Origin of the sequence: Streptomyces niveiscabiei (genome assembly GCF_033794345.1) — a bacterium.
In the GTDB taxonomy this organism is placed as follows: Bacteria; Actinomycetota; Actinomycetes; order Streptomycetales; family Streptomycetaceae; genus Streptomyces; species Streptomyces niveiscabiei.
This window is the reverse complement of sequence record NZ_JARAYJ010000018.1, coordinates 16,125-29,576: the sequence shown is the minus strand read 5'-3', so window position 1 is coordinate 29,576 and position 13,452 is coordinate 16,125. Positions and strand designations below refer to the sequence as shown.

Below are 13,452 nucleotides of genomic sequence, written 5' to 3'. Positions count from 1 at the left end.
GGGGCGGACCCCTCCGCGGTCCTACGGGCTCGGCCGGACTCGGCCGGGCTTCATCAGCAGCCGGCGCGCCGGGGGCCCACCGCGATGTCGGCCATCCGGACGTCGTACGACGAGGGGCTCGGGTTCGCCTGGTACAGCTGCCAGCCCAGCTTCAGCTTGTCGAACGTGGGGAACACGAAGTCGTCGGCGGTCCCGCCGTGGTTCTTCGTCGACACGGTCAGGTCGGGGTTCTCGACCCCGTCGAAGTACACCGTGACCTTGTTGTCGGACGCGTCGAGGTGGAACTCCAGGCACTGCCAGACGCCCGCGGCGGCCGGCGCCGAGGTCCGCCAGTTCGTCCAGTCGCCGGTCACGCCCAGGTCCGAGCCGACGCCGTAGAAGTTGCCCTTGTCGGTGGGCGCGTACTGGCCGCCCAACGGCCGTACCAGCGTGGGCGAATCGCTTCCGGACGCCTCCGCGAGCGTCCAGTGCGCCCAGTCCGGCTGGATCGGGACGGCGCCCAGCTTCACCCGTACCCGGGCCCAGAGGCTGTTCGCCGGAAGGTGCTTGAGCGGCAGGACGACGAACGCCTTGCCGTTGCCCTCGGTGTGGAAGAGAAGTTCCTTGCCGGGGCGGCCACTTGTGCTGGGCACCACCGTGATCGTGCTGCCGGCGGACGTCTCCGTCGTCCACGCGGGGGAGGCCGAGGCGGCAGTGGGGGGTATCGCGAAGAGCGCGGCTGCGAGGGCCAGTGAGGCCGTCGCCGCTTTTCTCAGGATTGCCATGCGCCCGAGTCTGGCTTGAACTCTCAAGCAGATCAAGGTGAGTTGACCTATCAGGCCAACACGCGGGGCCCCGCCCTCCGGTGCGCGGACCGGAGGAACGGGGCCCAGTGGGGCGTACCGAGAAGCTAGAAGCGGCGCGTGATGAGCGCTCGCTTCACCTCCTGGATCGCCTTCGTGACCTCGATGCCGCGCGGGCAGGCGTCCGTGCAGTTGAAGGTCGTGCGGCAACGCCACACGCCGTCACGGTCGTTGAGGATCTCCAGGCGCTGCTCACCGGCCTCGTCGCGCGAGTCGAAGATGAAGCGGTGCGCGTTGACGATCGCCGCCGGGCCGAAGTACTGGCCGTCGTTCCAGAAGACCGGGCACGAGGACGTGCAGGCCGCGCAGAGGATGCACTTCGTCGTGTCGTCGAAGCGCTCGCGGTCCTCGGCCGTCTGGAGGCGCTCGCGGGTCGGTTCGTTCGTGTCCTTCGTGATGAGGAAGGGCATGACGTCGCGGTACGCCTGGAAGAACGGCTCCATGTCCACGACCAGGTCCTTCAGGACCGTCAGGCCCTTGATGGGCTCGATCGTGATCGGCTTGGCCGGGTTGATGTCCTTGATCAGGGTCTTGCAGGCAAGACGGTTCTTGCCGTTGATCCGCATGGCGTCCGAGCCGCAGATGCCGTGCGCGCAGGAGCGGCGGAACGTGAGCGTGCCGTCCAGATCCCATTTGATCTTGTGGAGGCCGTCGAGGACGCGCTCCTTGGGGTCGATCTCCAGCAGGAAGTCTTCCCAGACCGCCTCCGCCGAGACCTCCGGGTTGAACCGGCGGACGCGGAACGTGACGGTGATGAGGTGGTCCGAGGCCGCGGCCTCCGCCTCCACCTTGTCCAGAACGGGAGTTGCCATCAGTACTTACGCTCCATCGGCTGGTAGCGGGTCTGCACGACCGGCTTGTAGTCGAGACGAATCGAGTCCGTGCCGTCGTCGCCGACCTCGCGGTACGCCATGGTGTGGCGCATGAAGTTGACGTCGTCGCGGTTGGGGTAGTCCTCGCGGTAGTGACCGCCGCGCGACTCCTTGCGGGCCAGCGCGGAGACGGCCATGACCTCGGCCAGGTCGAGCAGGTTGCCCAGCTCGATGGCCTCCAGGAGGTCCGTGTTGAACCGCTTGCCCTTGTCCTGCACCGAGACGTTCTTGTACCGCTCGCGCAGCTCGGCGATCTTCTCGACGGCCGTCTTGATCGTCTGCTCGGTCCGGAACACCATGACGTTCGCGTCCATGGTCTCCTGGAGCTCCTTGCGCAGCACGGCGACCCGCTCGGTGCCGGTCGACGCGCGCAGCTTCTCCACCTGGTCGACGACGAACTGCGCCGGGTTCTCCGGGAGTTCGACGAAGTCGGCGCCCTGGGAGTACTCGGCCGCCGCGATGCCGGCCCGGCGGCCGAACACGTTGATGTCCAGCAGCGAGTTGGTGCCCAGACGGTTCGCGCCGTGCACCGACACGCACGCGACCTCGCCGGCCGCGTACAGGCCCGGGACGACGGTCGTGTTGTCGCTCAGCACCTCACCCTCGACGTTCGTCGGGATGCCGCCCATCGCGTAGTGCGCGGTGGGCTGGATCGGGATCGGGTCCGTGTACGGCTCGATGCCGAGGTAGGTGCGCGCGAACTCGGTGATGTCCGGGAGCTTCGCGTCGAGCTGCTCCGGCGGGAGGTGCGTGAGGTCGAGGTAGACGTGGTCGCCCTCGGGACCGCAGCCGCGGCCCTCACGGATCTCCGTGTAGATGGAGCGCGAGACGACGTCACGCGACGCGAGGTCCTTCATGACCGGCGCGTACTTCTCCATGAAGCGCTCGCCGTCCTTGTTGCGCAGGATGCCGCCCTCACCGCGGGCGCCCTCCGTCAGCAGGATGCCCATGCGCCAGATGCCGGTCGGGTGGAACTGGAAGAACTCCATGTCCTCCAGCGGCAGCCCGCGCCGGTAGCAGGCGGCCTGCCCGTCACCGGTCAGGGTGTGCGCGTTGGACGTCACCTTGAAGAACTTGCCGGTGCCGCCGGACGCGTAGATCACGGCCTTCGCCTGGAAGACGTGGATCTCGCCGGTCGCCAGCTCGTACGCCACGACGCCCGCGGAGTGCTTGACCCCGTCGACCTCGGTGATCAGCTGGTCGAGGACGTAGAACTCGTTGAAGAACTCCACGCCCTCCTTCACGCAGTTCTGGTACAGCGTCTGGAGGATCATGTGACCGGTGCGGTCGGCCGCGTAGCAGGAGCGGCGCACCGGCGCCTCGCCGTGGTTGCGGCTGTGCCCGCCGAAGCGGCGCTGGTCGATCGTCCCGTCGGGCGTCCGGTTGAACGGCAGGCCCATCTTCTCCAGGTCGAGGACGGCGTCGATGGCCTCCTTCGCCAGGATCTCGGCGGCGTCCTGGTCGACCAGGTAGTCACCGCCCTTGACCGTGTCGAAGGTGTGCCACTCCCAGTTGTCCTCCTCCACGTTCGCCAGCGCGGCGGCCATGCCGCCTTGAGCTGCGCCCGTGTGGGAGCGGGTCGGGTAGAGCTTCGTCAGCACGGCGGTGCGGCTGCGCTTCGTCGACTCGATGGCCGCGCGCATACCGGCGCCGCCCGCGCCGACGATGACGGTGTCGTACTTGTGGATCTTCATGTTGGTCGCAGCCCCGTGCCTAGCGGATGTTCGGGTCGAAGGTGAAGATCACCAGCGTGCCCAGCAGGATGGTGAACACCGTGGCGGTGTAGAGCAGGCCCTTGAGCCACAGCCGGGTGTTCGCGCGCTCCGCGTAGTCGTTGATGACCGTACGCAGGCCGTTCGCGCCGTGCAGCATCGCCAGCCACAGCATCAGCAGGTCCCAGACCTGCCAGAACGGGGACGCCCAGCGGCCCGCGACGAACGCGAAGCCGATCTTGGAGACGCCGCCGTCCAGCACGAGCTGGATCAGCAGGTGCCCGATGACCAGGACGACCAGGACGATGCCGGACAGCCGCATGAACAGCCACGCGACCAGCTCGAAGTTGCCCCGGGTCGACTTCGGGGTCTTCTTCGTGCGCTTGCGCGGGGCCTCGATGTACGGGGCCGGGTTGTCGACGTCGTACAGCGAACCGCCCTCGACGGGGCCGATGCCGGACGCGGTGGTTTCGGTGGTGGCCATCGGTGTCAGCTCCCGAAGAGTTCGCGGGCCGCGTGGCCGAGGACGGGGTAGATCGCGCCGATCATCAGCACGACCCACAGGCCGACGACCGTCCACAGCATCTGCTTCTGGTAGCGCGGGCCCTTCGACCAGAAGTCGACGGCGATGACGCGCAGGCCGTTGAGCGCGTGGAAGAGGATGGCGGCGACGAGGCCGTACTCAAGGCACGCGACGATCGGCGTCTTGTACGTGGCTACGACCTTGTCGTAGTCCTCGGGGGAGACACGCACGAGAGCGGTGTCGAGTACGTGGACAAACAGGAAGAAGAAGATGAGGACGCCGGTGACTCGGTGAGCCACCCAGGACCACATTCCTTCCCGGCCGCGGTACAGCGTTCCAGCCGGCACGGAAGTCCCTCCGGGAGCGGGGTTCGGGGCCTGCCGGCTTGTGCTGTCGGTCGGCCCGGCCGGGTACGGTCCACCGGCCCCCAGCATGTTAGCTACGCGGTGGGGGCGGGTTTACGGCGGGCCTACCGGTGTGATCAAAGTGGCACGCGGATGGGTGAAGCCGTGGGGCATCTGGGGTGGTGGGTGCTGTTATGTGCCGGGTGCGGCGCCGTTTGGGCTGGTCGCGCTCACGCGGCGGTAGCCGCACATCGATACAGCCCCGCGCCCCTAGAGGGCGTTCAGCAGACGTTGCTTTGCCAGCTTGCGGAGTTCCTCCGCTGCCACTACCCGTTCGTCCTCCCGATCGTTGAGCAATCGTGATCGGATGGCTTCCAGGACCAAGTCCAGCGAGTCTTCGCAGACGACGAAGGCATGACCGAATTTCGCCTCGTACGCGGCATGTGCGGCGCTGAGGGCCATGCTGGCTGCTGCGTACGTTTCGTCAGGGAGTCGCGGCGTTTTCTCCGCCGCCAGCGCCTCCGCCAAGTCCCCCCTCGTCAAGTCGTACGCCGCCTCGTCCGCCGCTGCCAGGAGTGCTTCGACCGTCGGGTACGGGCGGTGGGTTGCCACCCTTGTTGCCCAGGTCTCGCTGTGGAGGCAGGACAGGAGGGTGGTGTGGGCCTCCGTGAGGGGCGCCTTGTTGAACGCCGGGAGGCGGGTGTGCGTAGGTGATGGTTGTTCGGGAAGGGCCGGTATGGCCACGCGGTGGGCGGGCAGCGGTGGTCCTCGTGTCACGGGGGGCTGGTGTGGCGTCACCGTATCGAGAGTGGTCGTGGTGTGTCCGACAGTTGCCCGAATTTCACTCGATCGGGAGAGTTTCGGAACGTGTGGTGGACGACGGGTGGTCGGTCGTGAGTCGTAGGTTGACGGCGTGAGCAGGCACAGGCGGGGCAAGCGGCAGGGTGGCGGGCGGCGGGGGGCGGTCGTCGCCGGGGCGTTCGTCGTGACCGTGGGGCTCGGGGTGGGGGTCGGGGTGTGGGCCTCGTCCGGGTCGTCCGGGTCCGGGGGCGACGCGTCGGCCGAGGCTTCAGCGCGGGCCTCCCGCGGCAGTACGCCCAGTGCCTCCCGCTCCGTCCGGCCCCCTTCCTCCTACGCCCTCTCCACCGCCCCCCGCACCATTCCCGCCGTCGCCTCCCACACCCCGGCGCGCGGGCCCGGGTGGCGGCCCGACCGCGCCTTCCGGGTCGTCGTCGACGACTCCCGGCTCGCGGACGAGGGGCGGCTGATCGCCGGGGAGCTGGGGATGTCGTACGGGGGTGAGGCGAGCGACGGCCGGGACGGCGACGTACGGCTCGAACTCGGCGAGGACGGGCCCCCGGAGGCGTACAGCATGACCGTGAGCGGGGGGAAGGTCACCGTCAGCGGGGCGTCCGAGGCGGGGGTGTTCTACGGGACGCGGACGCTGAAGCAGGAGGTGCGCGGGAGCGGGGCGGCGCCCGAAGGGGTCGTGCGGGACCGGCCCGCCAAGCCCGTACGGGGGTTCATGCTCGACATCGCGCGCAAGAACTTCTCGGCGTCCTGGATCGAGGACCGGGTGCGGGAGCTGGGCGATCTGAAGTTCAATCAGCTCGGGCTGCACTTCTCCGACGACCAGGGGTTCCGGATCGCCTCCGATATGCACCCGGAGGTCGTGTCCAAGGTTCATCTCACCAAGGCCGAGGTGAAGTCGATCGTCTCCCTCGCGGCGTCCCGGCATATCGAGATCGTGCCGGAGATCGATTCGCCGGGGCATCTCGGGGCGGTCATCTCGGCGCACCCGGAATTGCAGCTGCGGAATGTGAACGGCGTGCCCACGAAAGGCGCCGTCGACATCTCCAAGGCCGCCTCGGCGCAGATCGTCGACGAACTGCTCCGTGAATACGCCGAGTTGTTCCCCGGCTCTTCCTGGCATCTCGGCGGCGACGAGTACCAGGCCCTGACCGTGCCCAACCCCGGCGCCCTCTACTCCCAGCTCGCCGCCGCCGCGCGGAACGAGTACGGCGCCGGCGCGGGCGTCGCCGACCTCGCCACCGGGTGGCTCAACGACCGCGCGAAGGCGGTCGCCGGGCGGACCGTGCGGGCCTGGAACGACGGGTTCTACCGGGGGACGTCCGTCGAGGCCGCCGACGGCATCCAGGTCGCGTACTGGACCGGGAAGGAGCTCGGGGCGCGGAAACCGGTGGAGTATCTTTCCGCCGGGCGGAAAGTCGTCAATTACAACGACGAGTTCCTCTATTACGTGCTCGGGGAGCCGAACACGTTCGTCTATCCGACGGGGCAGCGGATCTACGAGCAGTGGAATCCTCGGGTGCTGCGGGGGGCCACCGCGGTTTCCTCGGCCTACGACTCGCAGATTCTCGGCGGGGTTTTCGCCGTGTGGTGCGATCTGTCCCAGTCGCAGACGCAGGCCCAGGTCGCCGCGGGGATCCGGATGCCGTTGCGGGCGGTCTCGCAGAAGCTGTGGGACTCCCGTACACCTGCCCTGTCGTGGGCGCGGTTCCGGGAGTTGGCGGGGCGGGTGAGCTGAAGGGGGCTGTGCTCCTGTGCTCCTGTGCTCCTGTGCGAGAATGCGCGTTCCGGGTCTGGGGAGGCCCGGAATTCTCGTGACTTTTTCTTATGGTTCGGGGGGATTTCCATGGCTGTTGTCTCGTTGCGTTCGCCGGTGTGGCTGGGGAGGGCCACGGCTGTGCTGTTGGGGGCCGTCGTCGGCGCGCGGGTGTTCTCGGTGTGGGTGGGGAGCGTGCGGTACGGCGCCTACGGCGACCTCGCGGACGGGATCGGCGACGTCGAAGCCGCGGTGGACGCGGACCGGTTGCAGGACCTGGCGGCGGTGGTCCAGGCGCCCCCGCTGATGGCCGCCATCGTCGTCTACCTCTGCTGGTTCTGGCGGGTCCGCGTGAACGCGGAGGTCTTCGAGCCGGGGGGACACGCCAAGACGCGGGGGTGGACCGTCGGCGGGTGGTTCGTGCCGGTCCTCAACCTCTGGTTCCCGCGGCGGGTGATGGTCGACGTGTGGCGGGCGAGCGCGCCGCTGGGCCGGACCGTGCCGCATGGACTCGTCGACGCGTGGTGGGCGGCTTGGGTGCTGTCGATCTACTCCAGCTGGGCGATGGGGGTGAAGTACCGGCGTGCGGAAACGGCGGCGGAGCTGCGGGAGTTCGCGGGGGTGACGATGGTCACGGACGCGGTGGGGGTCGTGGCGGGGGTGCTGGCGATCCTTGTGGTGCTGCGGGTCACGCGGATGCAGAACGAGAAGGCGATGGCGGGGCCTCGGGGGGTTGTGCTGTCGGTGGGGTGAGGGGGGGCGGTGTCGGACGGGGCGTCGTTCCGTGGAGCGGGCGGCAGGCGGACTGCGAGCCGGGGTGGTGGCTGAGCTGCGAACTGGGGCGGCAGCCGGACTGGGAACCGGGGTGGTAGCTGAGCCGCGAACCGGGGCGGCAGGTGAACTGTGGGCATCGGCCCGGCATATGCCCCGCCCCGCCCCTTTTCGCTTTCCGGCCGTTCCCACCCCCCTCTCGGCCACTTCTGGCCGGAAATCTCCGTTCCGTTTGCCCTGGCGTTTCGGGCGGTGGCCCTGTGAGACTGGGGCGCCACAGGGAAACAGGGGCTTCGTACGGGGGTGGGGCCCAGGGGAGGGAGACATCGATGAACCTGGTCGAACTGTTGGCGGGGGCCGACGAACTGACGCTGGCCGCGAGCGGGTTGGCTTGTTTGGATCGGTGCGTGTCCCTGCTGGGAGGTGACGACGAGGCCCTGAGACCCCTGTGGGGAAACCTCGCACCCGGCGGCGACCCCGAGGACTGGCCCGCCCTCCTCCAGCAGGTCCGGTCGAAACTGGACGGCTCCGCGGAGTCCGCGGACGACGCCGTACTCCTCGCCCGCGCGATGCTCGACGCCGCACCCGCCGGACGTACGGGGCCGGCACTGCGCGACTGGGCCGACACCTGCTCCCTCGCCGCCCTCCGTGTCCACCTCCTCCTCGACCTCGTGAAGACCGCCGACGACATCCCCCGCGACGGCCGCACCGAGGGCCTGCCCCCACTGGTCGTCGCCGAACTCCGGCGCCAGGCCACGGTGCTGGAGGTCGTCGCGGCGCACGGGGGCGCGGGGCTGCGGCGGGCGGTGGACGTGTCGACCGAGGGGCGACGGGTGCTGCGGGCGGTGGTTTCGCGGCGGGGGCGGGTGGTGGAGGCGTCGTGAGGGGGGCGCGGCCACGACCGCGCCCGAGGGACGTACCGAGAAGCTGGCCGACCTTGCGAGCGGGGATGCCTCTCGGGAGGATGCGAGGGGGCGTCGGCACCGAGGTGGTCGCCTGCCTGGAACGGCTGCTCGGGGACCCGGGGTCGGAGGGAATCGCCGAGGACGCGCTGGGGGACGTCAGGCGGTTCGCCGGGGTGGCGGCCCGGCGAGCGAGCGGGCGACTGCTGTGCGCCCCTCCGAAGGGCACCTCTGCCGCCGGCCGGGGCCTGCCCTGTGAGCTTCTGCCCAGCCGGTGGGCCGCCGACGGCTTCGCCCACCGGCTGCTTCCTCGTGCGCGGTCGCTGCGAGGTCGCCCCGCCGCGGACCGTGCGCCGGGCCTGCCCGCTCGGAGTTGATCGTCCAACTGAATGCCGAGATCTCCTGGACAGCCCAACTGCTCAGCGTCCGGCGCCCCTTGCCTCGAACCGCGCGGCGGATGCAGGAGTTCCTGGCCCACCGTCTTCGAGCCGGAGATTCCGAGGAACGCGTGGAGCTGGGCCTCGCGAACTCGGCCGTCCTGCGAACCGAGAGCACCTTCCCCGCCGCCCTGAGGTGAACGCGGGGGCGGTGGGCAGCGCGTACAGCCCTGCCCACCGCCCCTCCCCTACACGTCCGGCCCCAGCGCTCCCGCGTCGATCGCCCCCGCCAGAGCCCCGTACCCCGCTGCCGTGAGGTTGACGTGGTCCCCGGCGTCGGCCGCGGTGCTCAGGTTCAGCGGGGGCGGGTCCGCCGTGCTCGCCGTGTCCGGTACTCCTACCGCCGCCTCTGTGTCGGCGTAGCCCACCGTGGGGGTGTTCGCGTCGAACTGGTCCGTGATCCAGGTGTTGGTGCCGACCCGGTTCGCGTCGGCCGGCGCCGTGCAGGGGGCGTAGCCGGTGCACGGGGTGAGGGTGGTGAAGACGACCTTGACGCCCCAGCCTCTGAGCTGGGTGCGCAGGACGTCGTACGCGGCTTCGAGGCCGGTCTCGTCGGTGCCGGAGACGATGTCCTGGAGGCCCTCGTCGACGACGACCGTGGAGAGGCCGGGCAGGGCGAGGACGTCCCGGTCGAGGCGGGTGAGGACGGCCGGGCCGCCCTGTCCGGGGAGGTCGGTGGCGAGGCGGTTGGCCTCGATGCCGGTGCCGACGACACCGTACGCGGGACCGGTGAGGGCATCGGCGAGGCGGGGTGCGCCGAGGACGGCCTTGGTGGCGGCGGCGAAGGGGTCGACGAGGTTGTCGCCGAGGACCGCGACGGTCGGGCGGTTCGCGTCGGTGACGACGTCGATGCCGGTGAGGACGTCCGTGAACGAGCCCCAGGTGGTGCCCGTCCCGCTGAACGCCGTGGACGCCGTGTCGGCGGTGTGGTCGCCGGAGCCGACGGCGCTGACGTACATGGTGGTCGCGGCGGCCCAGCTGTGCTGGACGAGGTAGGGCGCGTCGTTCAGCAGGTGCAGGCTGACCATGACGCGCTTGCCGGGTGTGGCCGCGTAGGCCACCGGGTCGCTGTAGACCTCGCCGCCGACCGGGATCGTCACCGCCTTGCCGCCGCCGAAGGTGAGGTCGGCCGGTGTCGCGGTGGGGACGGCGCCGGAGGACTGGGTGGCGAGGGTGGTGTGGTCGATGGTCAGCGGGGTACGGCCGAGGGCGTTGGACAGGCGGACGCGGATGTTCGAACCGGCGACGCTCGGCGCGGCGGTGACGCGGAACGTCTGGTCCTTGTAGTCGGTGGTCTCGTAGTTGAACGCGCCTTCGTTCGGCGCGCTCCATGCCCCCGTCCAGTGCGCGCCGCCCGGCGCGGCCGTCGTGTCGCGGATCGCCATGCCGAAGATGTGCAGCCCCGGCACGTCGACGCGGGCCGTGTCGGTGAGGTCGGGCAGGGTGACCGAGCTGAGCGCGGCGCCGGCCTTGAGGGGGACGGCGAAGGCGTAGATGTTCGTGGAGCGGGTCTCCTGGGTGCCGTCGGCGTGATTGCGGTGGGGCAGGGTGAGCGCCGCCAGGGACGGGGAGCCGTACACCCAGTCGGGGACCGTCAGGTGGTACCGCTGGGCGGCGGTGCCGTCGGCGTAGGTGACCGTGCCGACCGGGCCGCCGGCCAGGCAGTCCTCGTACTGCCCGTTGCCGAGCGTGCACTCGGTCCCGCCGACGGAGGTGCCGTCGGGCACGGCGGGGCTGGTGACGTCGTCGTCGGCCCGCTGCGAGCCGACGAACCCGTACGTCGAAGACGCGAGGAACACCAACGCCCGCCCGCTGCCGCTCAGTTGCACGGTCTGGTTCGCCGCGAGGACGTTGTCGCCGCCCGTCGCGCCGAAGGAGGGGAGCGTGAACGTGGCGCCGTCCACGGTGACTTTGCCGCCGGGCTGCCAGCCGGCCGCCTTGAGGTCCTGGAGGGAGAAGGTCGCGCCGTTGCCGTCCGCGTCGCCGGCCGCGCGGTGGGCGTCGTCGGTGACGGCGGTGTTGTCGAAGGCCGCCTGGAGGCTCGGGTACGTCGTGCCGGTGTGGCCGAGCGCGGTGAACTGGTACTGCTGCTGCGCCGATACGTTCCCGGCGGCGTCGACCGCGTACACGTACAGGGTGTGGGTGCCGGGGGCGGGCGGGGTGACGGTGACGGTCGCCTTGTTGCCGGAGGCGGTGACGGTCTGGGCCGCCGGGGTGTTCGAGGTCGGCGGGCTGACGTCGAGGCGGTAGAGGAACTTGGCCGCGCTGTCGGTGGCGAGGGTAAAGCGGCCCGCCGTGCCCGCCGCCGTCGTGCCTGCCGCGTCCTCGGGGTAGAGGCCGTCCGCGCTGGTGACGTCCGGGGGCGCCGGGGCCGTCAGGTCGACGGTGAAGTGGCAGGTGGAGGAGGGGCCGCTGGTGTCCTTGCCGTCGCTCGCGGTGACGTTCCAGTTGACGACGTCCCCGGTCTTGAGGCCGCTTATGAACGTGGACGACAGCTGCTTCGGCGCGTTCGTCCCGCTGGCGACCGTCGCGCTGGCCGTGGTGGTCGCGGTGCCGCTGCCGACCCAGTACTTGTACGTCGCCGCGAGGGCGTCCTTGTCGCCGTCCGTGACGGTCGAGTTGAGGGTGGGCGGGGTCGTCGCGAGAGTCTTGCCGATCACCGGGTACGGCGCTGTCGTGCCGCAACCCGCCGAGTGCGTACCGAACTTGGCGGCCAGGGCGCTCGGCTTGGCCGGGACGTGGTTGTACTCGACGGACATCGAGGGGTTGTTGGCGAACCGCTTGAAGTAGTTGCCGTCGCCGCTGCTCTCCTGGCTGTTGACCAGGGCGAAGGTCCAGCTGGACGCCTTCGCGGCGGCCAGCCTGGCGATCGTCGAGGTGACGGAGAAGCCGCCCGAGGGTTCGCTGGAGCAGGCTGGGCCGAAGCTCTTGCTGCCCAAGTAGGTGGACAGGGCCGGCCTGTTGGACCAGGTGGTGCCGGCGCCGATCGCGCCCGTGAGGTACAGCTTCACGTCGGCGGAGAGGCTGCAACTGGCCGAGTAGTTCTCCTTGGCGTCGACGGTCGCGGCGACGATGTGGGTGCCCCAGACCGTGGAGGGGATGGCCAGTTGGAAGTACGAGCGTTCGACGCCGATGCAGCCCGACCAGCTGTTGTAGCCGACGCCGGGGTCGCCGTACTGGGTGGAGTCGTAGTTCTTCGCGGAGGGGCAGCCCTGCTGGGTCTCGATGTAGTGCTGCTTGGCGCCGGAGGCGTAGTGGGGGTTCCAGGTGGGGTCGATGTAGACCGGGTAGTGGGTGGCGGTGCCGGTGAGGAGGGACTGGTCGGGGGTGAGGGAGAGGGTGGAGCCGGTGACGTCGTCGGCGACGTGGGCGGTGCGGGCGCCGGGGGCGGGGCCGGTGGTCGTGGTGGCAGTGCCCGAGTCGCCTGTTTCTGCCAGGAGTCGGGCCTTGGCCGTGTTCGTGGTCGTCGTCGAGTCCCACATCAGCGGCTGCGGCGCGCTGAACATCACCTGGCCGTTGGGCGTGGCCGCCTGGAGGTTGTCGTGGCCGTCGTCGGTGACCGTCAATCCGGTGGTGTGCGTGGTGAGTTGGAGCTTCGCCAGGGCGGGGTTCGCGGCGGCGGTCGCCGTCTTGACGACGATCAGCTCCGAGAAGCCGCCGGTCGTGTCCGCCGTGAGTCGCAGGTCGACGTCCTGGAGGACGTCCGGGTAGGTGATCGTCGGGCCCGAGACCGTGGGTGCGGGGAGCGACGTCGGCCAGGAGAAGGCGAGTTGGGACTTCCCGGCGGTCATCGTGACCAGCGGGCCGGTGCCGCCGCCTGAGAAGGTGAGCGGCTCGGCGGAGGCGGCGGGGCTGTAGCCGCCGGCGTCGGCGTGGAGGGTGGCGTCGACCGGGACCCAGGCGCCGTTCTGCCGGACGCGGGCCGGCAGCAGGCTGTTCGTCCACGTGACCGTTCCCGACGGGTTGGCCTGCGCGGTGGAGGTCTCGGTGGTGAGCGCGTCGACGGTGACCGGAGTGCCGCTCGCGGACGCCTTCGCCTGTGCGGCGGCCAGCGCGGTTTCCTGGGTCGCCGTCAACCCCGAGTCATCGGGCGGGAGTTGGGTGCCTGTCGGGCCGTCGGGGCGGGTGGTGGTGAGCGGCGGGGCCGGGACGCCGGGCAAGGGGGCGGCGCTGTCGGCCGTGGCGGGGACTGCTGTCAGTCCCACCGAGGCCAGCGGTGCGAGAAGCGCCAGGGTCACGGCTCTTCGTAGTGCGGACATGCGGAATTCCCCCCGGCCGGGCGAGTGCGTCTGATGCGCACACCATAAGGAGAGCCTTTTCCTTATTTCGGGTCATAGGGGACGGATGATTTCCGCCCTCCCGATCCTTTGGGTTTGCTTTGACCTCTTTGGCGTATGCACGCAATCTCTTTATCTCCTCCTTGACCTCCTCATCTGTGGCGTCGGTTAGCTTCACGGGGCCTTCACTAGGGGATGGGGATATC

At 70.0% G+C, this 13,452-nt stretch carries 10 protein-coding genes; 3 read left to right on the top strand and 7 right to left on the bottom strand.

The features are described from left to right. Window positions 1–53: 53 nt before the first annotated feature. From PV682_RS24045 to PV682_RS24020, 6 genes are all read right to left on the bottom strand, one after another. Window positions 54–764 carry a hypothetical protein gene (locus PV682_RS24045; protein WP_319733173.1) on the bottom strand — a complete coding sequence of 237 codons (711 nt, stop codon included), beginning with the start codon at window positions 762–764 and terminating at the stop codon, window positions 54–56. Window positions 765–889: 125 nt separating this feature from the next. Next, window positions 890–1,654, bottom strand: a complete 765-nt coding sequence (locus PV682_RS24040) for a succinate dehydrogenase iron-sulfur subunit (RefSeq protein ID WP_055721464.1) — start codon at window positions 1,652–1,654, stop codon at window positions 890–892. After that, window positions 1,654–3,408 (bottom strand): succinate dehydrogenase flavoprotein subunit, encoded by a 1,755-nt coding sequence (gene sdhA, locus PV682_RS24035; RefSeq protein ID WP_319733171.1) that lies wholly within the window; start codon window positions 3,406–3,408, stop codon window positions 1,654–1,656. The genes PV682_RS24040 and sdhA overlap by 1 nt, the downstream gene beginning before the upstream one ends. 19 nt (window positions 3,409–3,427) lie before the next feature. Then, window positions 3,428–3,910 carry a succinate dehydrogenase hydrophobic membrane anchor subunit gene (locus tag PV682_RS24030; RefSeq protein WP_055721466.1) on the bottom strand — a complete coding sequence of 161 codons (483 nt, stop codon included), beginning with the start codon at window positions 3,908–3,910 and terminating at the stop codon, window positions 3,428–3,430. A 5-nt stretch (window positions 3,911–3,915) separates the two neighbouring features. Then, complete coding sequence (sdhC, locus tag PV682_RS24025; protein WP_010351863.1) at window positions 3,916–4,296, bottom strand: succinate dehydrogenase, cytochrome b556 subunit; 381 nt, start codon at window positions 4,294–4,296, stop codon at window positions 3,916–3,918. 267 nt (window positions 4,297–4,563) lie between these two features. Next, window positions 4,564–5,091, bottom strand: a complete 528-nt coding sequence (locus tag PV682_RS24020) for a 2-oxo-4-hydroxy-4-carboxy-5-ureidoimidazoline decarboxylase (protein ID WP_407705729.1) — start codon at window positions 5,089–5,091, stop codon at window positions 4,564–4,566. 115 nt (window positions 5,092–5,206) lie between these two features. Between PV682_RS24020 and PV682_RS24015 the strand changes: the two genes are divergently transcribed. The 3 genes from PV682_RS24015 to PV682_RS24005 all read left to right on the top strand — a co-directional run bounded on the left by PV682_RS24015 (window position 5,207) and on the right by PV682_RS24005 (window position 8,514). After that, window positions 5,207–6,841: a beta-N-acetylhexosaminidase gene (locus PV682_RS24015; RefSeq protein ID WP_319733166.1), complete on the top strand. Its 1,635-nt coding sequence runs from the start codon at window positions 5,207–5,209 to the stop codon at window positions 6,839–6,841. A 108-nt stretch (window positions 6,842–6,949) separates the two neighbouring features. Beyond that, window positions 6,950–7,612 carry a DUF4328 domain-containing protein gene (locus PV682_RS24010; RefSeq protein WP_319733164.1) on the top strand — a complete coding sequence of 221 codons (663 nt, stop codon included), beginning with the start codon at window positions 6,950–6,952 and terminating at the stop codon, window positions 7,610–7,612. A gap of 347 nt (window positions 7,613–7,959) precedes the next feature. After that, complete coding sequence (locus PV682_RS24005) at window positions 7,960–8,514, top strand: hypothetical protein (protein ID WP_319733162.1); 555 nt, start codon at window positions 7,960–7,962, stop codon at window positions 8,512–8,514. Window positions 8,515–9,157: 643 nt separating this feature from the next. Here PV682_RS24005 and PV682_RS24000 read toward each other — a convergent pair. Continuing rightward, complete coding sequence (locus PV682_RS24000; RefSeq protein WP_319733160.1) at window positions 9,158–13,228, bottom strand: SGNH/GDSL hydrolase family protein; 4,071 nt, start codon at window positions 13,226–13,228, stop codon at window positions 9,158–9,160. Between the last annotated feature and the right edge of the window lie 224 nt (window positions 13,229–13,452).